Origin of the sequence: Parasegetibacter sp. NRK P23 (genome assembly GCF_023721715.1) — a bacterium.
Lineage (GTDB): Bacteria > Bacteroidota > Bacteroidia > Chitinophagales > Chitinophagaceae > Parasegetibacter.
Genome location: NZ_JAMDLG010000023.1, coordinates 12,403 through 36,614, shown reverse-complemented (window position 1 = coordinate 36,614; position 24,212 = coordinate 12,403). Strand labels below are relative to the sequence as shown.

At 49.0% G+C, this 24,212-nt stretch carries 18 protein-coding genes; 13 read left to right on the top strand and 5 right to left on the bottom strand.

Features of this window, described 5'->3' with window-relative positions; translation table 11 throughout:
* Positions 1 to 8 precede the first annotated feature (8 nt).
* Genes M4J38_RS18980 through M4J38_RS18970 form a run of 3 tightly spaced genes read right to left on the bottom strand, consistent with a single transcriptional unit; the run spans position 9 to position 3,272 of the window.
* Complete coding sequence (locus M4J38_RS18980) at positions 9 to 1,172, bottom strand: efflux RND transporter periplasmic adaptor subunit (protein WP_251761388.1); 1,164 nt, start codon at positions 1,170 to 1,172, stop codon at positions 9 to 11.
* 50 nt (positions 1,173 to 1,222) lie between these two features.
* Positions 1,223 to 2,647 carry a TolC family protein gene (locus tag M4J38_RS18975; protein WP_251761387.1) on the bottom strand — a complete coding sequence of 475 codons (1,425 nt, stop codon included), beginning with the start codon at positions 2,645 to 2,647 and terminating at the stop codon, positions 1,223 to 1,225.
* Positions 2,619 to 3,272: a TetR/AcrR family transcriptional regulator gene (locus M4J38_RS18970; RefSeq protein ID WP_251761386.1), complete on the bottom strand. Its 654-nt coding sequence runs from the start codon at positions 3,270 to 3,272 to the stop codon at positions 2,619 to 2,621. The genes M4J38_RS18975 and M4J38_RS18970 overlap by 29 nt, the downstream gene beginning before the upstream one ends.
* A 188-nt stretch (positions 3,273 to 3,460) precedes the next feature.
* Between M4J38_RS18970 and M4J38_RS18965 the strand changes: the two genes are divergently transcribed.
* The 8 genes from M4J38_RS18965 to M4J38_RS18930 all read left to right on the top strand — a co-directional run bounded on the left by M4J38_RS18965 (position 3,461) and on the right by M4J38_RS18930 (position 13,114).
* Positions 3,461 to 4,111 carry a DUF502 domain-containing protein gene (locus M4J38_RS18965; protein WP_251761385.1) on the top strand — a complete coding sequence of 217 codons (651 nt, stop codon included), beginning with the start codon at positions 3,461 to 3,463 and terminating at the stop codon, positions 4,109 to 4,111.
* Between the two features lie 75 nt (positions 4,112 to 4,186).
* Entirely contained in the window at positions 4,187 to 5,380 is a 1,194-nt protein-coding gene (locus tag M4J38_RS18960; RefSeq protein ID WP_251761384.1) for a hypothetical protein, read from the top strand.
* 101 nt (positions 5,381 to 5,481) lie between these two features.
* Positions 5,482 to 6,558, top strand: coding sequence for a zinc dependent phospholipase C family protein (locus M4J38_RS18955; RefSeq protein WP_251761383.1), 1,077 nt, complete (start codon positions 5,482 to 5,484; stop codon positions 6,556 to 6,558).
* Between the two features lie 160 nt (positions 6,559 to 6,718).
* Positions 6,719 to 7,786 carry a 3-phosphoserine/phosphohydroxythreonine transaminase gene (serC, locus tag M4J38_RS18950; RefSeq protein ID WP_251761382.1) on the top strand — a complete coding sequence of 356 codons (1,068 nt, stop codon included), beginning with the start codon at positions 6,719 to 6,721 and terminating at the stop codon, positions 7,784 to 7,786.
* Between the two features lie 51 nt (positions 7,787 to 7,837).
* The gene (locus tag M4J38_RS18945) at positions 7,838 to 9,067 is read left to right on the top strand and encodes a DUF1015 domain-containing protein (RefSeq protein WP_251761381.1); all 1,230 of its coding nucleotides are present in this window, start codon (positions 7,838 to 7,840) and stop codon (positions 9,065 to 9,067) included.
* Positions 9,068 to 9,304: 237 nt separating this feature from the next.
* Complete coding sequence (locus M4J38_RS18940; RefSeq protein ID WP_251761380.1) at positions 9,305 to 10,300, top strand: lipopolysaccharide assembly protein LapB; 996 nt, start codon at positions 9,305 to 9,307, stop codon at positions 10,298 to 10,300.
* A gap of 142 nt (positions 10,301 to 10,442) precedes the next feature.
* Entirely contained in the window at positions 10,443 to 11,081 is a 639-nt protein-coding gene (locus M4J38_RS18935) for a YceI family protein (protein ID WP_251761379.1), read from the top strand.
* A 248-nt stretch (positions 11,082 to 11,329) separates the two neighbouring features.
* Complete coding sequence (locus M4J38_RS18930) at positions 11,330 to 13,114, top strand: long-chain fatty acid--CoA ligase (RefSeq protein WP_251761378.1); 1,785 nt, start codon at positions 11,330 to 11,332, stop codon at positions 13,112 to 13,114.
* A gap of 2 nt (positions 13,115 to 13,116) precedes the next feature.
* On the opposite strand, the gene M4J38_RS18925 is transcribed toward M4J38_RS18930, so the two are convergent.
* Entirely contained in the window at positions 13,117 to 14,316 is a 1,200-nt protein-coding gene (locus tag M4J38_RS18925) for a DNA recombination protein RmuC (RefSeq protein WP_251761377.1), read from the bottom strand.
* A gap of 178 nt (positions 14,317 to 14,494) precedes the next feature.
* Between M4J38_RS18925 and M4J38_RS18920 the strand changes: the two genes are divergently transcribed.
* Positions 14,495 to 15,868: a sensor histidine kinase KdpD gene (locus tag M4J38_RS18920; RefSeq protein WP_251761376.1), complete on the top strand. Its 1,374-nt coding sequence runs from the start codon at positions 14,495 to 14,497 to the stop codon at positions 15,866 to 15,868.
* On the opposite strand, the gene M4J38_RS18915 is transcribed toward M4J38_RS18920, so the two are convergent.
* Complete coding sequence (locus M4J38_RS18915) at positions 15,869 to 16,756, bottom strand: AraC family transcriptional regulator (RefSeq protein WP_251761375.1); 888 nt, start codon at positions 16,754 to 16,756, stop codon at positions 15,869 to 15,871. It abuts the gene before it with no gap.
* A 227-nt stretch (positions 16,757 to 16,983) separates the two neighbouring features.
* Between M4J38_RS18915 and M4J38_RS18910 the strand changes: the two genes are divergently transcribed.
* The 4 genes from M4J38_RS18910 (at position 16,984) to M4J38_RS18895 (ending at position 24,209) form a co-directional block, all read left to right on the top strand.
* Positions 16,984 to 20,130: a TonB-dependent receptor gene (locus M4J38_RS18910; protein ID WP_251761374.1), complete on the top strand. Its 3,147-nt coding sequence runs from the start codon at positions 16,984 to 16,986 to the stop codon at positions 20,128 to 20,130.
* A 30-nt stretch (positions 20,131 to 20,160) separates the two neighbouring features.
* Positions 20,161 to 21,738 carry a RagB/SusD family nutrient uptake outer membrane protein gene (locus M4J38_RS18905; RefSeq protein ID WP_251761373.1) on the top strand — a complete coding sequence of 526 codons (1,578 nt, stop codon included), beginning with the start codon at positions 20,161 to 20,163 and terminating at the stop codon, positions 21,736 to 21,738.
* A 22-nt stretch (positions 21,739 to 21,760) separates the two neighbouring features.
* The gene (locus M4J38_RS18900) at positions 21,761 to 22,840 is read left to right on the top strand and encodes an IPT/TIG domain-containing protein (protein WP_251761372.1); all 1,080 of its coding nucleotides are present in this window, start codon (positions 21,761 to 21,763) and stop codon (positions 22,838 to 22,840) included.
* A 79-nt stretch (positions 22,841 to 22,919) separates the two neighbouring features.
* A complete protein-coding gene (locus M4J38_RS18895) occupies positions 22,920 to 24,209 on the top strand; it encodes a cellulase family glycosylhydrolase (RefSeq protein WP_251761371.1) in 1,290 nt (429 codons plus the stop codon).
* The last annotated feature ends 3 nt before the right edge of the window (positions 24,210 to 24,212 follow it).

Below are 24,212 nucleotides of genomic sequence, written 5' to 3'. Positions count from 1 at the left end.
GAGTTGAATTACTTGGCTTCCGTGGTAATGGGTTGGCCATCGTACAGGCCCTGGAATCCTTCTGTTATCAACACATCTCCGGGTTGGAGACCACTCTTCACTTCCAGTTTGTTGGCATACAGTTCTCCCACGGTAACGGTGCGTTTGCGCGCCACCATTCCTCCTTTCTCTTTCACGGCCACAAGTACAAATTTGCTGGTTTCATCGTTCTGCAAGGTGTTCACGGGAATGGTGATGGCGTCTTTGTTGCCATAATCCTTGATGCGCACCTTGGCCACCTGGTTGGGCCGCACCTTGGAGTTTCCGGGCACTTTGGCTTCGATGTAGAAAGAACGCGTGGCGGGATCAATCACCGAGCTCACCACATTCACATTGGCTGTGATGGTGCGGTCGTTATCGTCGGGTAATACGATTTCCACCTGGCTGCCTTTGGTCACGCGTCCGAGGTAATTTTCAGGTACGTTGGCCACCAATTTCAGGCTGCTGGTATTGACGATGCGGATCTGCGGACCGGTAGCGCTCATGCCGGTGAAAGCCTCTCCCACACGCACGTTCACCACATCCGCCACACCGGATGTAGGGGCGGTAACATTCATCAGACTGATCTGGTTCTCGAAAATAGCGATGTTCTTTTCAAGGCTCTCCACCTGTGTTTTGGCGGTGAGTACGTTCTGGTAAGCGCCAATGCCTTGGTCCCAGAGGTTTTTGGTCCTGTTGTAAGTATCTCTTGCTGTTTCAAGCTGCACTTTCAGCGGGGCGATCTGCTGGCGGATCTGCTGGTCATCCAGTCTTGCGAGCAGTTGTCCTTTTCTTACCGCGTCACCCTGTTTCACGAACAGGGCCTTAACGATACCGCCCTGCCCGTTGGGAGGGGCCACATAGGCGGAGTTCTCCGCATCCACGGTTCCCTGCAATTCTATGAAGTGAGAGAACGCCTCAGTCTGAATAGGACTCACGCTTACCAGTTTGACGTTCTTGGATTTACCGGCGGCGGTATCCAGTTTACTGATCTCCTGTTCCAGCGCGGTGATCTTATCCGATATTCCCTGCTGTTCTTTTTTCAGTTTATCCAGTTCGGCCTTTTTTCCGGCAAGCTCATCTTTGGTAGCGCTTCCGCAGGAATAAAGGAACAATGTAACCCAAAGCAGCCCGTAAAAGTGCTGTTTCTTCATGTTATAATATTTAAGGATCATAGCGATTTGATTGGTTGGCGTTGAATAAATTAGAGTTTTCCTAAAGAGCGTTGGTAACTGATTTTGGCGATGATGGCGTCGTACATGGCCTGGAAATAATTGGACTGAGAGGTCTGCAGGTCGTTCTCCGCCTGGATCAGTTCGAAACTGTTGCCCAGTCCCTGTTCAAATTTCAGTTTGGTCGAATTGTACACTTTCTCCGCCAGGTCAATGTTGCGTTGTTGCTCATCGAAACTGAGCAGCGCGTTCTTGAGTGATTCCCTGTTTATGGTTTGTTGCAGGTCGATCACCCGCTTCAGGTTTTCCAGGGAGTTCTCCGCTTTTTCAACCTGGTACATCGACTGTTTCACCTGGTACCTGCGCTGGAAGCCATCGAATATGGGCACACTGATGTTTACGCCCGCGTAACCGGTACTGTACCAAAACGCGTCTTTGCTGAAGATGAATTTTTCCGCCTGCGCCTGCCTGGTGAAATTCCCGATCAGGGAAACCGTTGGGATATAGCGGAGTTTGTATCGTTTCAGGTCAAGTTTCTGCAATTCGAGAGAAGTCTGCAGCAATTGAAACTCTTTCCTGTTTTCGTATTGAAAAGCATCGTCCAGGATGCCCGCCTTCACTTCATCAATCGTGAGGGAATCTTTCAGCACCAATGTATCCACCTGCGGAAGACCGAGGGCATATTTTAATGCCGCATAAGAAAGGTGAATACCGTTCCTTATGGTGGTTTGCATGGTCTTCAGGTTGGAAAGCTGTACCCTTGCGCGGTCCACATCCAGTTTTTCGATGAATCCTTCCTTGAACATGATCTCGTTGTCGCGCACCAGTTTCTCAATACGCTTCACGCCATCGTTCACGAATTCCAGTTGTTTTTCCGCAATCAGTACGGCGTAATATCTTTTGTAGGCGGAGTCTTTCACATCTTCTTTAGACAATTCAATGTTCTTCTTCGCAAAATCAATGGATGCCGCCCGGGCCTGTAAGCCTACAAATACATCAGGCTGAAACAGCAACTGGGTAAGGGTTACGCCGGCGCTCGCGTTCCAGGGCTGCTGGAAACTTACCGGGCGCAATACGGGAGACGGCACATCCGTAATAGGACCATTGCTGCCCTGTACACCTTCATCCTTCAAAACCTGGTACACGGCGGAAGATGTTCCGTCGGGGAAAAGGAAGATGGGGAGTTTGTAAAAATACTGAGCGCCTATATCTCCCTTGATCTGTGGAAGCGCCTGCCCCAGGATACCTTTGTTCATGGCTTCCTGGATTTTCAGGTCGAGTTCTTTGTTTTTGAGGTCAATTACGTTCTGGTAAGCGCGGTCAACGGCTTCCTGAACTGTGAGTTCATGTTTTGTTTGCGCGAAACTGGAAGTAGAAAAAACAGCGGCCATCAGTACGAACAGGAAGAGGGGCTTCCTGCCGGCATGTTTATGGCTTTGCTTCATAAGTCGGTTCATTGTGCGTGCTTTTTTTGGTGCGTTCCGATTTGTATTTCAGAATGAGTTTATATCCTTTCATAGAGACCACCCCATACAGGAAGTGCTCCAGTATTTCCTTTTGCAGTTTCGCGATATTGTATTTGGATATGGGGAACAATTCCTGGTCGAACACCATGCCCATACAAAAGCCCATCCGGTACCTTGAAATGATATCCACCTCAAGTTCGGGGCGATACAATTCTTCTGCGATCCCCCTGCGGAGATTGCTACTGATCATATTGAGGAGAAACTGCTCCTTGAAAACCTTAAACCTTTGGAAAGCGGAGAAATGAAATCTTTCGAGATCGTAAAAAACAGTGGGATTAATGTCACTGAAGGTACGCTCAACCTGTTCCAGCACAATAAATATCTCGTCAATTGCATTCCGGGCCTCGTGAAACCCTTTCATACAATCCTCTTCGGAACGGGCGATCTCCTCTTCAATTACCGCATCCACCAGCGCGTCTTTATCGGCGTAGTACTGGTAGATGGTTTTTTTGGAGACCCCCAACTGGTTGGCGATCTCATCCATGGTAATCGTGCGGATGCCAAAGCGCTTGAACAACTCTTCGGCCTTGCCCCTGATTCTGTCTTTTACTTCCATTACTCAAAAATCTGCCCAAAACTATGGAAACTTTTTACGTCACCAAAGTTTCCCATCATTATTTTTTGCCACTCATGGAAGAAGAGGAAGTAAAAGAAAGCGCAAAGCAAAACGGCCCCAATTCAAAATCCAAAATTCAAAATTCAAAATCTCCTCTACCTTTACCCCGCATTACAAACAAACGTTGCATGGACAGTAAAAAACTACGTCAGTTGAGCAGGTGGCACTGGAAACGGATCATCCAGTATTTTTTCCAGGGCATTATCATCCTTGCCCCAATCACCATCACCGTTTGGGCGGTTATCTCCCTGTTCTCCTTTATTGACAGCCTGGTACCGGGCCTGATTCATCGTGTAGCACCAGGACTGTTAAAAACGGATGCGACCGGGCAACCGGCAAATATACCCGGACTGGGTTTTATCCTGGTGGTACTTATTGTGTTTCTTGTAGGATATGTTTCAAGCTTCTTTGTAGTGGGCAGGCTCGTGGATATTTTCGATAAGATACTGGAAAGAACCCCGGGCATCAAGTTTATCTACAGTTCAGTAAAAGACTTTTTTGAAGCGTTCGCCGGTGATAAAAAGAAGTTCAACCGTCCGGTGCTGGTTTCCCTGGACAACAATGATGTTTGGCAGGTGGCTTTTATCACCCAGGACGACGGACACCAGTTTGAATTGCCCGCTCACGTAGCCGTGTATGTGCCTTTTTCTTATTCCATTGCCGGAAAGGTGTACTGGGTACCTGCGGAACGGATCAAACCCCTCCCACATGTGAATGCGGGTGATGCGATGAAGTTCGCCATCTCCGGCGGCGTCACGCATGTAGAAGAAGGACACTGATTTTTTTGCAACATTGCGGCAATTATATTTTGCAACATAGTTTCATTTCATACATTTGCAACCTAATTGCATTTTATGAAAAGATACTATTACGCTATGGGCCTGGCGGCCCTTGTCTTAACCTTCAGTGCCTGCCGGAAAAATGACAACGACGCTCCGGTAGAAAAAGAAAACAAATTTGTGCGTATCCTCGTATCGGATGACGCTTCCCCGTCGCTCACGTTGCTGGATCCCGCAACAGGTTCACAGACCCCATTTACCGGCTCCGGACCGTTGCTGGCGCTTTATCCCACAGGAAGCGGCCGATTTGCAGGTGTGGTGAACAGTTCCGGCAACCTGGTAAGTTTCTTCGACAGTGGCGTGGAAGCACATGACGACCATGCACACCTGAAAGGAACGCCCAAATGGGCCCTCACCACTTCCACCCGTGTAAAACCCGCCCACTTCAAAGCCTGGGGCAACCATATTCTCGCCTTTAACGACGGAGATGGTTCTTTAAGCGCGGTAAAAGAATCTGACCTGCATACACAGGCTGCCACCAGCACCATCAATGCCGGGACGGCGCACCATGGCGCCATGGCCATCTTTAACAACGGAACCATTGCCGTTACCTTGAAAACGGGTGCCGTGGCGGGAAGCTTACCCGAAAAAGTAAAGGTAATCGATGCATCCGGCAACACGCTCCATACCGGTACAATCTCCACCGCGGGTATGCACGGCAATGCAGGCAATGGTACCCTTGCGGCTTTTGGCGCACCGGAAGGCATCCTTACCATCACCGATGCAGGGGTAGAAAAACTGATCCCCTATCCCGATGGAATCGGCACCAACTGGCTGAGCACACTACACTACGGAAAAGCATCTGCAAAATTCATCGGTGTAAGGGCGAAGTTCGGAGTGTTCCTCATCGACCCTTCTTCCAATACAATCTCCGCGCTGTACCAGTCGGACAAAATTAAATCCGCCTCCTTCGACGCGGCCGGCCGGAACGTGATCATCCTCGAAGAGAACGGTACCCTACGGTTGTTCAATCCCGTAAGTAAGACCCAGATCGCCTCGGCGAACATGACACAATTGGTGTTCCCCGCCACTGGTGGTCCGGCCTATACTTCCAGCACCAAATATGTGTACCTCACCAACCCGGAAAAAGGTGAACTCTACATGCTGCGTACAACGGACCTTACACTTTTTAAAACCGTGAACATCTCAGGCAAACCTGGAAAAATCGCGATGATCGGCGCAGATCTTGATAAGGAAGACAACGACTGATAACATAGCGTAGACAAAAATTTGAATGCAGGAAGACTTCCTATTATGGAGGACCTTCCTGCTTTTTTTATAAAACCCGCCCCCTGAAAGATTTTCCAACTTTGGTTGCTGAAAATTCAGGTGTTTTCAACAGAAAGAATACCGTTGTTTTCTCCCTTCAACACCGTTATTTCACGATTGCCTCCTACTCCATCGCAAACGATCTTTGGGGCATGAAAAAAATACTGATCTGTTGCTGTTTTATTTTGTGGGTCCACTCCGATCTTATGGCCTGGGGCTTTTATGCGCACCGTTTGATCAACAAGCATGCGGTATTCCTCCTTCCGCCTGAAATGATCGTATTCTTCAAACCGCACATCGGCTACCTCGAAGAAAGGGCCACGGCACCGGACAGCAGAAGATACATGGTGCAGGAGGAAGGGCCCCGCCACTACATTGACCTGGACCATTATGGTACTTATCCTTTCGATTCCCTACCCAGGAAATGGACCGCGGCCAGCGAAAAATTCGGGCAGGATATCCTGAACGCGCACGGCATTGTACCCTGGTGGATCCAAACCATGCTGGCCAGGCTAACCAAAGCCTTCAGCAACAAGGACCCGGTGAACATCCTGAAAACGGCGGCCGAACTGGGTCACTATATCGCCGACGCGCACGTGCCCTTGCACACCAGCAGCAACCACAACGGGCAAAAAACAAATCAACACGGCATCCATGCATTCTGGGAATCCAGGATCCCCGAACTGCTGGCTGAAACGGAATGGGACCTGCTTACCGGGAAAGGTTTCTACATAGAAGATCCTTTTCGTTTTACCTGGCAGTTTGTATTGGAGAGCGCGGGTGCGGCAGATAGTGTATTAAACTTAGAAGCACTGCTGAACCGCTCTTTTCCGCAGGAAAGAAAATTCGCTTTTGAGTTCAGAAACGGGCAGCTGATCAAGCAATACAGTTCAGACTATAGCATTCAATACAATAAAAGCCTGAATGGCATGGTGGAGCGAAGACTAAGGTCCTCCATCCATGCAGTGGCCTCCTTCTGGATCACGGCCTGGACAGAAGCCGGGCAACCCGATCTTTCTATGCTGGAAAAACCCGCCTGGTCGGAGGCGGAAAGAAAAGAAATGGAAACCCTTCAGGCTTTTTGGAAAACACCATTGGCGGGAGCTGGCTGCCATTGATGGAAGATCATAAAAATTGCCCCGGATTTTTTGGGCAATACTTTATCTTTGGCCCGCCGTTGTATTTCCTGCCGCCATTATTAACCTGAACAGCCGAAGTTTTCAATGAACTGATTATCAGAGGCATGTTTTGACAAACAGTTCTTTTGACCTAAAATTTATGGTACACAATTTTAACGCGGGGCCATCTATTCTGCCAGCTGAAGTTTTCAAACAGGCGTCTGAAGCCATTCTTAATTTTAACGGGACAGGACTATCCATCCTGGAGATCGGACACCGGACAAACCTGTTCCAACCGGTACTCGATGAAGCCGTATCGCTCACGAAGGAACTGATGCAACTGAATGCGGACAAGGAAGTATTGTTCCTGCACGGCGGCGCCTCCACACAATTCATGCAGGTGCCCATGAACCTGCTTCCCCAGGACGGAACAGCGGTTTACCTCGATGGAGGTGTATGGGGTTCCAAAGCCATCAAGGAAGCAAAGCATTTCGGCAACGTAGTGGTGGCCGGCAGTTCTAAAGACAAAAACTACACTTATATCCAACGCGACTGGCAACTGCCGGAGACGGCGGCCTATTTCCACTATACGACCAATAATACCGTTGAAGGAACCCAGATGCACTTCGTTCCCGATGTACCCTTCCCCCTGGTGGCGGACATGAGCAGTGACATCATGAGCAGGGTGATGGATTTTAATCAATTCGATCTTATCTATGCCGGTGCGCAGAAGAATGTAGGCGCGGCAGGCGTGAACATGGTGATCGTTGATAAGAAATGCCTGGGAAAAACAGGCCGGACCATTCCCACCATGCTCGATTACCAGCAACACATCAGTAATGGTTCCATGCTGAACACACCACCTGTATTCGCGATCTATGTTTGCATGCTTACGCTCCGGTGGTTAAAAGCACAGGGTGGCGTTCCGGCCATAGAAAAGAGAAACAATGAAAAGGCAACGCTACTTTACAATACACTGGATGCACTTCCCCTGTTCAGGCCAACCGTTGTGAAAGAGGACCGCAGCCTGATGAACGTAATCTTCGTTATGGATGACCCGGAAGCAGAAAAAGAATTCCTGGACACCTGCAAAAAAGAAGGTATCGTCGGCATTAAGGGACACAGAAGTGTAGGCGGGTTCCGCGCCTCTCTTTACAACGCATTGCCATTGAGCAGTGTACAGGTCCTGACAGAAGTGATGCGCCATTTCGCCGACCGGAAAGGCTAAAAATCATTATGTTTACCCGCTGAAAAAGTTTTCCATTCTCAAAACAACACTATGGCCAATATTGCTCCTTTTAAAGCCCTCAGACCACAGGCTCAGTATGCCCGACAGGTAGCGTCGCGCCCCTACGATGTACTGAACAGCCAGGAAGCGAAAGTAGAAGCGCAGGGCAACCCTTATTCTTTTTTGCACATTACCAAATCTGAGATCAGTCTGCCGGAAGACACCGACATTCACTCCCAACCCGTTTACGATAAAGCCAAACAGAACCTCGAGGCTTTTATCCAGCGCGATGTGCTCTTCAGAGAGAACAAGCCCTGCTATTATATCTACCAGTTGATCATGAACGGACGCAGCCAGACCGGTTTGGTATGCGGCAGCTCCGTGGACGATTACGAGAACGACATCATCAAAAAACACGAATTCACCCGCCCTGAAAAAGAACAGGACCGCATCAACCACATCAAAACATCAGGCGCGCAAACAGGCAATGTATTCCTGGCCTACCGCAATGTGGACGAGATTGATGAACTGATCGAAAAGTGGAAAAAAGACAAATCGCCCGTGTACGATTTTGTGGCTGAAGATCAGATCCAACATACCATCTGGGTGATCAATGATGATAAGACCATTCAGAACATCACCGATCTGTTTGGCGCGAAAGTTCCCTGCACTTATATTGCCGATGGTCACCACCGTGCCGCTTCGGCCGCTAAAGTTCGTGCGGCATTGGGGAACAAATCAACACCGGAAGCCGATTTCTTCCTCACCACGCTGTTCCCGGCCAGTCAACTCGCTATCCTGGATTACAACAGGGTCGTGAAAGACCTGAACGGACTTACAGCCGATGAACTGCTTAAAAAACTGGAAGATCATTTTACTGTCGCGCCCGCCAATGAAGCGGTAAAACCAACAGCGTTGCATACGTTCGGCATGTACCTCGGTGGTAAATGGTATACCCTTACCGCCAAACCTGGTTCCTTCACGGAGGATCCGATCGGCATACTGGATGTCACTATTCTGCAGGAAAAAGTACTTTCTCCCATACTGGGCATCGTGGACCAGCGTACCGATAAACGCATCGATTTCGTTGGCGGTATCCGTGGTGTACAGGAACTGGAAAAAAGAGTGAACAGTGGCGAAATGGCCATCGCCTTTAGTCTTTATCCCGTTTCCATCCAGCAACTTTTCGATATTTCCGATAACGGAGAGGTGATGCCACCGAAAAGCACCTGGTTCGAACCTAAACTGAGAGATGGATTGCTGACGCACCTGATCTATTAGGCATGGCTTCCGAAGAAAAATGTAAAGCACAACGCTTTGGATTTTTCGGAACCATTAAGATTCCTCTGCGCACCTGTTTCGGGAGCAAAATATAACTAAACAAAAGAGACTGTATCTAACCTGGTACAGTCTTTTTCGTGTTATTAAAACCCGACGGCATACCCGGTTCCTCTTTCATCCACATCACCACCTTACCCATTCACGGCTGAACCAGCAATTTTCATAACTTCACACCCTATGAAATACAAAGGCTTACTTCTGTTGCTGTGCATATTATCTTCCCACGCGTTCTCCCAATCGGTGCAGGAACTCGCTGAAACCGCTCGCACCTTCACGCGCCAGCGCGATTACGCCAACGCGATACTGGTTTTGAACAGGGCAGTATCTATTGCACCAAATGACCATACATTACAACGGGATCTCGCTTACAATTATAACCTTCAGGGCGATATCAAAAAGGCCAGGGAAATCATCATGCCGCTCACGGATAAACCGGATGCCGATGAAATAACGTTCCAGGTGGCAGGCAACATTATTAAATCTTTTGAAGATGTAAAGGAGGTAGACAAACTCTACAAAAAAGCCCTGAAAAAATTCCCTGAAAGCGGACCACTGAACAGTGAATACGGCGAGTGGCTTTATGCCAAACAGGATTTTTCCGCCATCAAATACTGGGAAAAAGGCATTCAATCGGCCCCATCCTATCCCATGAATTATTACCATGCGGCGAAATACTATTACTTCACTACTGAAAAGGTGTGGGGACTTATTTACGGTGAGATTTTCGTGAACCTCGAAAGTTTTTCCGCCCGCACCGCTGAAGTAAAGAACATGCTGCTGGAAGGTTATAAAAAGCTTTTCGTGGAAACCGATCTTACGAAATTCGCCAATAAGAACGCTTTCGCAGAGGCATACCTTTCCGCCATGCAACAGCAGACCAGTCTTGTCACCAAAGGCATCCACCCGGATGTACTCAGCATGATCCGAACCAGGTTTATCCTCCAATGGTACCATACCAACGAACAAAAATTTCCCTTCCGCCTGTTTGATTACCACCGGCAGTTGCTGCGTGAAGGATTGTTTGAAGCGTACAACCAATGGATTTTCGGCGCTGCCGACAACCTCGATCAATACCAGCGGTGGACACAAACGCATGCCAAAGAAGCCGCTGATTTTACAAAGTTTCAGCGCGGGAGAGTCTTCAAAGTGCCCGAAGGGCAATATTATAAATAGGTATCCTCTCAATCATCCCTCATCGTTGGTACGGAATTTGGAAACCAGGTTTGGAAGGTTTAACAAAATTTATTTTCAATGTTCAAACACTGAATTAAACTTTCCATTACTTTTGCTGTTACAAAACCGAAAATAATCAACCATGAAGCAAGTTCTTTTTCCCGTTGCCGTAATCGCCATTATGGCATCCTGCAACAACGCTCCTGACGCAGACAAAGCCGCTACAGGAGACTCTACTGCCGCAGCCGTTGCTACCGGCGCGAATTTCGCGATAGACACCACCAGTACCGTGGAATGGCTGGGTACAAAACCCGTTGGCCAGCACAATGGTACCATGAAGATCAGTTCAGGTTCTTTTGCCGTAGAGAATGGCAACATCACAGGCGGAAGCTTTGTAATTGACGTGAACTCTCTTACAGACCTGGACCTGAAACCAGAAGATGGAAAAGAAAAACTGGAAGGCCACCTGAAAAGTGCCGATTTCCTGGACGTTGCTAAGTACCCCACTGCAAAATTTGAAATTTCCAGTGTTGAACCGCTTACCGGCGACAGCATTTCCACCCACAAAATCAGTGGTAACCTTACTCTGAAAGACAGTACCAAGAATGTAACCTTCCCAGCGAAAGTTACCCTGAGCGAGACTGAAGCCACCGCAACGGCCAACTTCAATATCGACAGAACACAATGGGGCCTGTTCTATGGTAACGATAAATCTTTGGGCGATAAGTTCATTCGTCCGGAAGTGAACATCAAATTGAACATCAAGGCTACCAAGCAATAATTTTTCCGATATACTGACCTGAGAGGGCGCATCAACATCATGATGCGCCCTTTTTATTTTGTGCCCCGGGAAGCATAGCCGCGCCAATTCATTTCCGGAACATCAGCATTGTTAATAGTTCAAAAGCTCATTTTCAAAATTGCGCAACAGGCCACTGAGATTTCCTTTTTCAATAAATTTCCCGTAAATTCAATACAGATGACGGACCGATATAAGAAGCCAAAGATTATTCATCAAGAACGATTGATATGAAGCCCCAAAGACTATTCGATTGCATTGCCTGGCAATTAGAGAACGCTCCGCAAGAGGCCATGCTGGCCGGAAAATACAACGGACAGTGGCGGAAATTCAGCACGCAGGAAGTACATGATACCGTGGAACAGCTGGCAGCGGGACTAATCGCCGAAGGTGTTTCCGGTCATGATATGAGCATTGAACGCAGGGATAAGGTCGCCATCATCTCTAAAAACCGGCCGGAATGGATGATCGTGGACCTTGCCGTGCAGCAAACAGGCGCTGTACTGGCTCCCATCTATCCCACCATTAACCTCCAGGAACTGGAGTTCGTACTGAACGACGCGGAAGTAAAAATGATCTTCGTGAACGATGCAGATCTTTTTGAAAAGGTGCAAAGCATCCGGGAAAGACTTCCCAACCTCCAACATATCTATACTTTCGAACATGTGGAAGGAGCGGTACATTGGGCCACTTTACTCGATAAAGCCACGCCTGAAAGTCTGGCTGAAATCTCCCGCAGAACCGCACAGATCGGATACGAGGACCTCGCTACCATCATTTATACTTCAGGCACCACGGGTACCCCTAAAGGCGTTATGCTGAGCCACAAAAACATCCTGAGCAATGTGATGAACTGCCTGGAGGTATTCGATGAAATTGATATCCGCGGACAGCGGGCACTGAGTTTCCTGCCCCTGAACCACATCTTCGAGAAGATGGTCACCTACGTTTTCCTGTATACCGGCATTTCCATTTATTATGCGGAAAGCATGGAGACCATCGGCGACAACCTGAAAGAAGTTAAACCCGCCGTGTTCACCACTGTTCCCCGTTTACTGGAAAAGACCTACGAAAAGATCATGGCCAAAGCGCAGGAACTGAAGGGCATCAAGAAAGCACTTTTTTTCTGGGCGCTCGGACTCGGTACCCGGTTCGAACTCAACACCAACCAGGGCTGGTGGTACAATCTGCAATTAAAGATCGCCCGGGAACTGATCTTCAGCAAATGGCAGGAAGCCCTGGGCGGCAACATCAAAGCTATTGTGACCGGGGCTGCGGCCTGCCAGGTAAAACTGCTGAAAATCTTCACTTCCGGCGAGATCGTGGTCATGGAAGGATACGGCTTAACAGAAACCTCCCCAGTGATCAGCGTGAACAGGTTTAAAGAGCAGAACCGGATGTTCGGTACCGTTGGTCCGCTGATTAAAGGCGTCGACGTCAAATTCGAAGAAGACGGTGAAATCTGCTGCAAAGGTGACAATGTGATGATGGGTTACTACAAACGTCCCGACCTCACCGCAGAAGTGATCACCGACGGGTGGTTCCATACCGGTGATATCGGCTGCATAATAGACGACCGCTTCCTCAAGATCACAGACCGGAAGAAAGAAATCTTCAAAACCTCCGGCGGTAAATATGTAGCGCCTCAACCCATTGAGAACAAAATGAAAGAGTCCCGCATGATCGAACAGATCATGGTGGTGGGCGCCGGGCAAAAGTTCCCATCAGCCCTCATTGTGCCGGCCTTCAACATCCTGCGCGAGCAGTACAAACAAAAAGGACGCACTTATCCGGGTAATGAAGCCGTCATCAAAGATCCGGAAGTGGTGGAGCAGATCAAAGACACCGTTGAACGTTACAACAAACTTTTCAACCATGTGGAACAGATCAAAAAAGTAGAGCTCCTTCCCAAAGAATGGACGGTGGAAAGCGGTGAACTAACGCCCACCCTTAAACTCAAACGAAAAGTGATCCTTGAAAAATATGCCGACGTGATCGATAAAATTTACAACTAAACCTAAACGTCTCCCGCCTCCGGGAGGCGTTTATTGTTTTTGATCCCTAACTGCCGGAGTTGTTCCGCCTGCGACAACAGGTTTCCTTTACCCGAACCCAGTTGCTTCCGCGCATCTTCCCACTGCTGCTTCGCCTTATCCAGCTGTGCGCCTACTCTATCCACGTTCTCCACGAAGCCAGCCAGTTTATCATACATCCTGCCGGCGCGTTCAGCGATTTCGAGCGCATGGGTATGTATGGCGTCGTTCTGCCAGATATCATAGATCAGTTTCATCGCGGCGAGCAGGTTGGTAGGACTGATCAGCAATACCTTTTTTGAGTAGGTGTATTGCCACAACGCCGGATCCGTTTGCAACGCCGCGATATACGCCCCTTCCACGGGTACGAACATCATTACAAAGTCCAGGCTGTTCACCACATCCTGGTAGGACCTTAGGGATAATCCATCAGCATGGGCACGCATGGAGCGGACCAAATTCCTGGCCGATTCATCCCTGTCTTCTTTCGTTGCGGCGTTGCACCATTGTTCATAGGCCAGCAATGACACTTTCGAATCGATCACCACGGCACGCTTATCCGGGTACCGCACGATCACATCAGGCTGGATAAGCTTTCCTTCCAGGTTCTCGTGCCGCTCCTGCACAAAATAGTGTACCTGCTTCTGCAGGCCCGCATGTTCCAGGATACTTTCAAGGATCATCTCTCCCCAGTTGCCCTGGGTTTTGTTCTGGCCACGCAAGGCGTTCGTAAGGCTATTGGCCTGTTCACTCAGGGTGTGGTTCAATTCCATCATCTGGCGGATCTGTTCGCGCAGTGATATCCGGTCACCCGCATCGTACTTTAAGCGGACGTCAAGGTCCTGGCGGAACTGGTTGATCTGTTGCTGTACCGGTTCCAGCATAAACCTCAGTTGTGTTTCCTGCACCCTGTTGAACTGCGCCGCTTTTTCCTCCAGCACTTCACCCGCAAGCGTACGGAAATCCTGCTTCAGGTCTAGTTCCCGCAGTTTCCTCTCCTTTTCTTCCAATAATACATTCGTTTCTGCCAACGCCTTTTCCGCGTGCAACAACTTTTCACTCCATTTTGCGGTTGCCCGCCACCAGCCCACCACCACCAGTAGCAGCAGCGCCAGCAAAACGATACTTAACAATTCCGGGAATACCATGCACCAAAGATAGATGCCGTTTGAATACGGTTTCAAAATCCTCTGGGAGAAAATCACCGTATATCCTAAGTATAAACACTGAAAAAAGTGTATAATAAACACTGAATGTTTTACGATTCGGACAAAACCCTGTATATTTCGTTTATCCCATGAAATAGCGCCTTATCCTGGAAGCAACCTATCCTGTGGACCAAACCCACCAACATCTGACCGTATGAACCGACTGGAAGCGTTGAACGACCAGGTTTCCTCATGGGGGAACGCGCCTGATCTTCCCGAATACATGCGTAGAAAACTGCGCATATTTAATATCCTGAATATTTTCGGCCTGCTGACGGGCCTCTTCATCCCATTGGCAGGTATTCTGAATCATGATGAACTGCCCTGGGAGGCGTGGGTGGTAGCTTTCTCGCCTGTTCCCATCAGTTCCATCGTTTTATGGCTTACAGGTAAAAAAAAGCACGCCGCCGCTTTCACCCTCTATTTTCTCTTTTACCCGCTTTTTACGGCGCTTATGTATTTCAGGCAAACGGATCTTGGCCTGGAGTTATTCTTCATCTTATATGGCGTCCTCTCCGTATTCTTTTTAAACAGGCTTAAAACGGTAATTCTTACCTGTTCCTATTGTTTTCTTGGTTACCTTCTCTCTCAAATACTTCCGCAACAAGGCTCCATCAGGTTAGTAGACATCAACCCTGCATTTTTTATCGCTAACCAGATTCTTGCTGGATTCCTTATTTTTTACGCATTGTTCCTGATCAAAAACGAAACAGTTTCCTTTGAAAGTCAGCTCAAACAACAGGCAAGAAAACTCGCATCCAGAAATGTTGAAATCAGGAAACAGGCCCAGGAAATACGTGAAAAAGCCGACCGGCTTGAAGTACAGACCCAGGAACTGGCGGAACTGAACAAGCTGAAAAACAAACTTTTCTCCATCGTGTCCCACGATCTCCGCAACCCGGTTTACGCTTTACGCAATTACTTCACCATGGCCCGTCAGTACGATTTCTCGGGAGAAGATGTAAAAAAAGCATTGCCCGATATTGTAAACGACCTCAACTATACCACAAACCTGCTCGAAAACCTGCTCACCTGGTCGAAGGCACAGATCACCGCCTCGGAAATACATCCTTCCCGCGTTGATGTAAAAGAAATGACAGAACAGGTTTTGATGCTGATGCGCCTGCAGGCCGAAAACAAAAGAATCCGGCTCGAAAATAAAATCGCCGCCTGTCCACCGGTTTTCGCGGACCCCGACTCCGTTCATCTGGTACTGCGCAACCTTATATCCAACGCCATCAAATTCAGTCCGGAAGACAGTTTCATTGAGATTGGCGCCAGCGCAGAAGGAAAAATGGTCCGTGTTTTTGTTCAGGACCAGGGAAAAGGGATGAGCGCCGAGGAAGTCGAACTATTGATGAAGGGAGAACAATTTACAGTTGAGGGTACTTCCAGCGAACAGGGTTCAGGACTTGGACTGCTACTCTGCCGTGAATACCTCGCGAAGAACAATGGAAGGCTTTTTATTGAAAGCGAAAAAGGAAAAGGCAGCCGCTTCTCCTTCCTTGTTCCCGCATTGGCAAACTGATCAGAAAAAAGCCCGCACGCCGGTAGAGGTGTAGGCTTCCCTGAAATCGCGGGGAGTACAATCTTTTTTCTTCCGGAAGATGCGGTTGAAATTCGACATGTTATTGAAACCGCATTTGTAGGCGATCTCGTTCACACTTTGTGTGGTTTCTATCAACATCCGCGAAGCGTGCCCCAGGCGGATATCATTTAAAGTGTCAATAAAAGTTTTCCCGGTCCGTGCCTTGAAAAAACGGCTGAAAGCCACATCCGTCATCGCTGCCAGGCGGGCACATTCGGATAGGGTTACATTTTTATCGAAATGCGCATTCAGGTAATGCATTACTTCCTTCACCCGGCGGCTGTTGAAACTGAACGATTCCATGTTGCTGAAAGAAACATCCGACAAGGTGCGCATGTTCCGGGAAATGGACAGGTCGTGCAGGATCGACATCAGCTCCAGTACCGAATCAAATCCATGCTTCTGCGGCAGTTCCATTAAACGCGGCATAATGGCCGTGGTGGTTTCGCGGGAGAAAAGAATGCCTCTCAGGGAGCGCTCAAACATCGCGCGGATAAAACTCATCTGGTTGCGTTGCAGGAAATGTTCGTCGAACAAGTTGCGGTGAAACTGGATGGTCACCTCCTTGATCTGCGCGCTGGTACACTTGTGTGTGAACCAGCCATGTTGCAGATCCGGTCCCACCAGTACCAGTTCAATATCTTCTATCTCTTCAATGTGATCCCCGATCATCCGTTTCGCCCCTGGCGCGTTCCATATGAAGTTCAGTTCAAACTCCTGGTGGTAATGCAAGGGGAAATCGAACTTGTTCTTGGTGCGTGAGAACACCGTAAAACAATCACTTTGGGTGAGTGGGGTAATTTCCCTCAGCAGTTCTGTTTTCATCATATTGCAAGCTTAACCGCTAATGAAGGTATAAAAAAGTATTTCCTTTCAGTAAAAAAGTATTATTCATCGATTATAATGATTAAAATATAAAGTAATAACAATCAACTATTTAAGAATATAAATCGGCTTTCGAATTTTTAAGGATTGAATTTTCATTCATATCTGCTAAATAAGTATCATTATTTTCCCCGGAATACGGATACATTTGGTTCAAACACGATTGCTATATGAGAAATTCTTCATTACGAAGAGTGATACTTACGCTATGCGGCGTTTTTATCCTCCTTCTTTCCTATGCGCAGGAAAAGGTTATAACCGGGATCATATCCGATGAAAAAGGCACACCGCTCGCCAATGCCACCGTTAGCGCAAAGGGGCAGAAAAAGTCGGTAACCAGTAATGCAAACGGCGCCTTCAGCATTACCCTTCCACAAGCCACCACCACACTCTCCATTTCTTATGTGGGCATGCGTACGCAGGATATCGCGATTGGAAACCGTTCGAATATCCTTGTAACACTGAATGTGGCCGAAGACAAAATGAACGAGGTGGTGGTGATCGGTTACGGCACGAGACGCCGTGGCGACATCAGTTCCTCCATTTCCACCGTTACAGAAAAGGACATCAAGGACCTTCCGGTTTCGGGTATCGATCAGGCACTGCAGGGAAAAGTAGCCGGGGTTACCGTTACCAACAACACCGGTCAGCCCGGTGGCGGCGTTTCTGTGAAAGTACGCGGTGTTACCACCATTAACAGCAACGATCCGCTGATTGTAATAGATGGCGTTCCTTTCTTCAGCAATACACGTTCCAGCGCGGGTTTTGCAGGTCTTGGCGGTGCCGATGGGCAAACCGGCAATAGCGTGATGGCCACCCTCAACCCCAACGATATTGAGTCGGTGGATATCCTGAAAGATGCGTCAGCACAGGCCATTTACGGATCACAGGCCGCCAATGGCGTGATTCTCATCACCACCAAGAAAGGGAAAAAAGGAGAAGGTAAGATCAACTACGATGTATATGTTGGTCAGGCCAGAATAGCTAACCGGCTCGACCTGATGAACCTCCGAGAGTTCGCGCAGTACCACAATGAAGTGGCCGTTAATCCCATAGAAGAGTTCACCAACCCTGAACTCCTGGGTGAAGGTACCGATTGGCAGGAGGCGATGTTCCGCACCGGTCAGATCCAGAACCACCAACTGAGTTTCTCGGGCGGAAAAGACAAAACGAATTACTATTTGTCTATGAACTATTTCGACCAGACAGGCACTTTGCTGGGATCCGATTTCAAAAGATATTCCACCCGTTTCAACCTCGATCATCAACTGAAGAACTGGTTGAAAATGGGTGTAAGCGCGAATGCTTCCCGCAGCATCCAGAACATCACGCTGGCGGATGCGGCACCCGGCGCGATATTCGATGCCACCATCCTCAATCCGCTCACACCACTCAAAAACCTGGACGGTACCTGGGGTGCAGGCAACAGTACGGATATGGGCGGCTTCCGTCCTGATATCGGGAATCCCATCGCGGAAAGCCATTTCAGGGGTACCAAACTCACGAATACACAGGTGTTCGGCAACATCTACGCTGAAATCCTCTTCCTCAAAAACTTCAGTTTCAGGAACGAAGTTTCCTATTCTCTTGGGTTGAACAACAACCTCGCCTACCAGCGTTCCGGCAATATCGGCACACGGGCGCTGCAAAGCCAGCTTTTCGACAGAAGAGGTAACAGCTACTATTATGCGCTCAGGAACTATGTAAATTACAACAAGTACTTCGGTAAACACGGCATCACCGCCACAGCGGGCCACGAAGCACAATACTCTTATTACGAAGAGATCGGCGGTAAAAAAGTAGACCTTCAGAACAATATTCTCGACCTGAACAGCGGCAACAGCGACAAGGAAACCTGGGAACTGAACGGAGGAAAGAACCAGTGGGCCATGGAATCCTATTTCGCAAGAGGCACCTATGCTTACGATAACCGCTATGCGCTTTCCCTAAGTATCAGGGCTGATGGCTCCTCCAACTTCGGACCGAACAACAAATGGGGCTACTTCCCCGGTGCATCTTTCGCCTGGACGCTCACCAACGAACGTTTCGCCGCGAACATCACCAACACGGTCAATAACCTGAAAATCCGTTTGGGCTATGGACTTGTAGGCAACCAGAACCTGCCCAGCGGCGCACAGAACCCACCCTATACTTCCGCCATCGGCTTCTGGCCCGGCCCCGTAGGATTCGGCAATTCCAGCTACCTCAACGGCATCACCAACCCGGACCTCAGTTGGGAATCCGTGGAAACGAAGAACCTCGGTATCGACGCGTCGTTCCTCAACAACCGCATCGATCTTACGGTAGATGTATACCGGAAAACCACCAAAGATATGTTGCTGTTCCTCACCGGCCCAAGACTTATTGGCGTAGGCGATCAGTGGGATGACCTGAAAGCACCCATCGGGAATGACGGACAAATGTCCAATACCGGTATCGATATCAGCATCAACTCCCAAAATATCCGCAAAGAAAATTTCACCTGGAGAACCAACCTCATTTTCTCCCACTTCAAAAATAAACTCGACAAAATGGCGAATTCCACCGCCGGCCTTACCGGACGCGTGTATTTCGACAACTACACCCTTACCTATACCAATCCCGGTTATGCGGTAGGTTCTTTCTTCGGACTTGTAACCGATGGACTTTTCCGCACACAGGAAGACCTCGATAATAGTATGCCGCAATTCGGTTATACCGTAAAAGAATCGGAAACCTGGTTCGGCGATGTTCGCTTCAAGGACATCAGCGGCCCCAATGGCAAACCCGACGGCATCATTGACGCAAGTGATATCACTTATATCGGAAGCCCGCTGCCGAAATTCACTTTCGGCCTTACCAACAGCTTCACCTACAAAGACGTTGACCTGTCCATCTTCCTCCAGGGCAACCAGGGATCGAAAATTTTCAACTTCCTCCGCTGGCGCCTGGAGAAGAACGACAACGCCTATTTCAACCAATCCAAAGCAGTGATGGACCGCTATACCACTTCCAATACCGATGGCTCCGTTCCCCGTTACGTGATCGGTCAGGTGAACAACATCGCCATGAGCGACCGCTACGTGGAAGATGGCTCCTACCTCCGCATCCAAAACATTACACTGGGCTACAGGCTTCCCAAATCCATTATCGGGAAGGCCGGTATCGCGAACGTACGGTTCTACGCCTCGGTACAGAACCTAAAAACATTCACGAAGTACACCGGGCTTGATCCGGAAATCGGTGCCTTCAACAACAACATCCGCCTCATGAATGTGGACATGGGCCACTACCCCGTTCCACGCACCTTCACCGTAGGCGCCAATATTGAACTTTAATTTCCCTGCATCCGCTTAAACATTGCAGTTATGAAAAAAACAACGCTTTACGCACTGGGCATCGCGGCTATCACGATGGCATCATGCAAAAAAGATTTTATAGAACGCAGTTCACTCGATGGTACCACTTTATCCAATTTTTACAACACGGAAGCTGAAGTAAGAAGTCTGACCAGTACACTCTACGGCTTACCCTGGTCCGGCTACGAGAACCGCGCCATGGATGCCATCGGCGATGTGATGGCCGGCAACGAATACACCGGCGGCGGCAATGCGGACGATGCACCATTCCTGAACTTCACCCTTGCCTCCACCGCAGTTCGTGTGGCCGATGCCTGGAAAGTATTCTACAAAATAGGTGGCTGGACCAGCGAATACATGAAAGCGCTGGAACAGAAAAAGGCCATGGGCGGGAACGCTACTTTTCTTGATCCCGCTATCGCTGAATGTCATTTCTTCCGGGGAACCGTGTACTTCTTCATAGCGAGAATTTGGGGACACGCGCCTATTGTAACGGATCCAGGACAAACCGCGTTAACCGGCAACTTCAATATTCCCCGCTACCTGAAACAGGATGTACTGCGCTTTGCGCTGGAAGAATTGCAGGCCGCGGAAGCCGGATTGCCCGAAACCGATCCCGTGCCCGGCAGGCTCACTAAAAATTCCGCCCGTGGCATGATGGCCAAACTCTACCTCTACAACAAAGATTATGAGAAGGCCAAGGCCAAAGCCTGGGAAGTAATCAGCTCCAACAAACACGACCTGGTGCAGGACTACGCAGGTATGTTCAACTCGAGCAGTTTCAACAACAATATTGAATCGCTTTTCTCCATCCAGCACCAGCTTACTTCCAACCCATGGGGTTCGGGGAACCAGAAAAATCCGGATCGCGGTCCATCCAACCTGCAAACCGATGAAGCGGCGATGTGGGAACTCTATATTCCATCCATGGATATTCAGGACGCCTACGAATTCGGTGATATCCGCCGGAAAGGTTCCATGATGGAGCACGGCTGGAGCAAAGCGGAATGGAAGCCGCAATCTTCCAACGGCACCTACAATTCATTTATGGCGAACGGTTATAAATACGATACCATCCAGCCCGCGGGTGGCATGGGCGGACAAAAAAACGATACGCGTACCAACATCGCGAAATACGTTGTGGGACCCGGTAAAAAATACGGCGGAGAAGCTGTATTAGGTATGAATACCGGCATCAACACCATGGTACTGCGTTACGCCGATGTATTGCTGATTTACGCGGAAGCCGTATTGGGTACCAGCGCTTCCACCAGCGATGCAGAGGCTTTGAAAGCATTCAATAAAGTACGGAAACGTGCGCAGCTTTCTGAAAAAACATCCATTACCGCCGAAGATATCCTGAAAGAAAGAAGGGTGGAATTCGCTTTCGAAGGCGATTACTGGTTCGATATCCAGCGCCAGGGCTTCGCGAAAGCGAAACAAATCATAGAAGCGCAGAATAGGGGCAACAAAGAATACCCCTTCTACGTGACCAACTTTACGGAAAGAATGATGTACCTGCCCATCCCGGCGGGGGAGATATTACAAGATCCTGAACTGGCGAAAGATCCCGTTCCCTACTATTGATCATCTTCAAAAAATATTGAATATGCGCACAAGCACTTTTTATAAACTAATCGTTCCGTTGTCCATACTTTTCTGTTGCATCTTTATTTCCTGCAAAAAGGATGAGGATGGACGTCCCGACAACGCACCAGGCACGCCCACCTTTACGGCCATCACGCCCACCGAAGGTGGTGGCGGTACACTGCTCACCCTTTCAGGAGCGGGTTTGGGTGATATCCGCACTATCGTATTTGACAACCAGGATGTGCCCACAGCCGTTCAGCCTACGCTGAATACCGATAAGAACATTCTTTTCCGCGTACCTGATACCGCTTTCGGCGGACCGCAGCACATCATTCTTACCAACAGCGCAGGGAAAACATTGTCGGTGCCATTCAACGTAATCGCCCTTCCAAGTGTTTCAGATGTTTCCAATTACAACTTCACCGCAGGCACCAGGCTTACGCTTACAGGCAACAACCTGGATGATGTTTCCACCGTAACCATTACCGGCACCAGTGACGCCGCCACCATCGTTTCAAAATCAAGAAAAACAATGGTGATAGATATGCCTGCTACCAATATGAACCGCGGTACGCTTGACATCACAAACGCCTCCGGAAAAATAACCACCACACAGGAATTCGTGAACGTCGACAAGGCCCTGCTCATTTTCACCGACGCATACGGTCCTGATTTCAGTGACAACTCCTGGGGCGACGGCGCTTTTATTTCCAGCACCGAATTCAAATCGGGAACCAAATCCGTGGCCAAAACCTACGCCAAAGGCAACTGGCACCTGATTGGATTCGCCAACTGGTGGCCCCGAGTAGCCTACTCACCCGACTACAAATACCTGAGCTTCTGGGTAAAGGGCGCTTCCGCAGACCACAGCCTGTACGTGTATTCCCTTCAGCAGGAGCCCGACAAAGACAATGAATCACTCGGCTATAAGGTGGACATCCCCGCCAATACCTGGAAGTATTTCAAGATTCCGCTTACCGAAGCGAAACTCTGGGGCGCAACCCCTTCCGGAACTTTCTCCGTACTCCGGTTCAGGATACATGGCCCGGATAACGCGAATGAAACCTTCCATTTCGATGATATCATGCTGGTAAAATAGCTTCAGAAAGGATAAAATAACTGACCACATCGCTACCGCTTTACAAAAGGAGCAAACTAAATTTGGAGAAAATCTGAAGATGAAAAAACTACTGTTATTGGCACTGCTACTGGCCGGCATTGCTTCCGTGGAGGCACAATTCGTAACCGTACGTAACCACCAGTTCATATTGAACGGTCAGCCCTACTATTATATCGGCACCAATTACTGGTACGGTTCTTTACTTCCGCTGGAAAAAGATTTGAACCGGGGTATCAACCGCCTCCGGCGGGAACTGGACCAGCTAAAAGCCCTGGGCGTAACAAATTTGCGGGTATTGGCCGGCGCTGAAGGAGAAGGATTGGTACAGGGCGTGGAACGTGTGGGCCCGGCACTGCAACCGGAGAAAGGAAAGTTTAATGAAGGGGTGTTGAAAGGGCTGGATATATTGCTGGTGGAGATGAAGAAAAGAAATATGAAGGCTATCGTTTTCTTCAGCAACAACTGGGAATGGAGCGGTGGATTCATCCAATACCTGCGGTGGAACAATGTGATCAGCGAAGAAACTTTCCGCAAAAAACTGGATTGGGATGAACTTCGCGATGTGGTGAGCAAATTCTACTCCTGCGCACCCTGCCTGGAAGATTACAACAAACACATGAACGTGGTACTGAACCATACCAACCACCTCACCGGTAAAAAATATACGGAAGACCCCACCATCATGGCCTGGGAACTCGCCAACGAACCGCGTCCCATGCGTCCGGCTGCCAATGAGGCTTACGCGAAATGGATCGCCGACGTTTCAGCTGCCATCAAAAAGAAAGCGCCCAAACAACTGGTGACCCTGGGACACGAAGGCACCATCGGTACCGCCGACGACGAATTGTACGAACGCATTCACCTGGACAAGAACGTTGACTACCTCACCATTCATATCTGGCCCAAAAACTGGGGCTGGTTCACCCATACGGATTCCACAGAGCAGGTGAAGAACGCCTACAAACTGAGCGCGGAATACGTGGAGAAGCATGTACAACTGGCGCGAAAACTGAAGAAACCGTTAGTAATAGAAGAATTCGGCTGGAACCGAGACAGTATGGTGTATTCCCACAAGGGGGCTACTGCTACCCGTGATGAATACTACCGCCAGATTTTTTCCGAATGGTTAAAACACAAACAAACAGGCGATGTAATTGCCGGGGCAAATTTCTGGGCCTATGGCGGAGATGCGCGGCCCATACCCGGACAGGACTTCAAAAAGAAAGGCGACGAATGGATGGGTGATCCACCCATGGAACAGCAGGGATTGTATTCCGTTTTCTCTTCCGACAGTTCCACGTTGAAGCTCATCCGCTCGTTCACCAAGCCAGTAACCGACCAGCGCTAAACC

What these genes read in the sequence shown, in the direction of transcription:
- M4J38_RS18975 (WP_251761387.1), bottom strand. Translation starts at nt 2,647, where the DNA reads ATGAACCGACTTATGAAGCAAAGCCATAAACATGCCGGCAGGAAGCCC.
- M4J38_RS18970 (WP_251761386.1), bottom strand. Translation starts at nt 3,272, where the DNA reads ATGGAAGTAAAAGACAGAATCAGGGGCAAGGCCGAAGAGTTGTTCAAG.
- M4J38_RS18900 (WP_251761372.1), top strand. Translation starts at nt 21,761, where the DNA reads ATGCGCACAAGCACTTTTTATAAACTAATCGTTCCGTTGTCCATACTT.
- M4J38_RS18920 (WP_251761376.1), top strand. Translation starts at nt 14,495, where the DNA reads ATGAACCGACTGGAAGCGTTGAACGACCAGGTTTCCTCATGGGGGAAC.
- M4J38_RS18980 (WP_251761388.1), bottom strand. Translation starts at nt 1,172, where the DNA reads ATGAAGAAACAGCACTTTTACGGGCTGCTTTGGGTTACATTGTTCCTT.
- M4J38_RS18895 (WP_251761371.1), top strand. Translation starts at nt 22,920, where the DNA reads ATGAAAAAACTACTGTTATTGGCACTGCTACTGGCCGGCATTGCTTCC.
- M4J38_RS18940 (WP_251761380.1), top strand. Translation starts at nt 9,305, where the DNA reads ATGAAATACAAAGGCTTACTTCTGTTGCTGTGCATATTATCTTCCCAC.
- M4J38_RS18965 (WP_251761385.1), top strand. Translation starts at nt 3,461, where the DNA reads ATGGACAGTAAAAAACTACGTCAGTTGAGCAGGTGGCACTGGAAACGG.
- M4J38_RS18905 (WP_251761373.1), top strand. Translation starts at nt 20,161, where the DNA reads ATGAAAAAAACAACGCTTTACGCACTGGGCATCGCGGCTATCACGATG.
- M4J38_RS18915 (WP_251761375.1), bottom strand. Translation starts at nt 16,756, where the DNA reads ATGATGAAAACAGAACTGCTGAGGGAAATTACCCCACTCACCCAAAGT.
- serC (WP_251761382.1), top strand. Translation starts at nt 6,719, where the DNA reads ATGGTACACAATTTTAACGCGGGGCCATCTATTCTGCCAGCTGAAGTT.
- M4J38_RS18930 (WP_251761378.1), top strand. Translation starts at nt 11,330, where the DNA reads ATGAAGCCCCAAAGACTATTCGATTGCATTGCCTGGCAATTAGAGAAC.
- M4J38_RS18910 (WP_251761374.1), top strand. Translation starts at nt 16,984, where the DNA reads ATGAGAAATTCTTCATTACGAAGAGTGATACTTACGCTATGCGGCGTT.
- M4J38_RS18960 (WP_251761384.1), top strand. Translation starts at nt 4,187, where the DNA reads ATGAAAAGATACTATTACGCTATGGGCCTGGCGGCCCTTGTCTTAACC.
- M4J38_RS18935 (WP_251761379.1), top strand. Translation starts at nt 10,443, where the DNA reads ATGAAGCAAGTTCTTTTTCCCGTTGCCGTAATCGCCATTATGGCATCC.
- M4J38_RS18945 (WP_251761381.1), top strand. Translation starts at nt 7,838, where the DNA reads ATGGCCAATATTGCTCCTTTTAAAGCCCTCAGACCACAGGCTCAGTAT.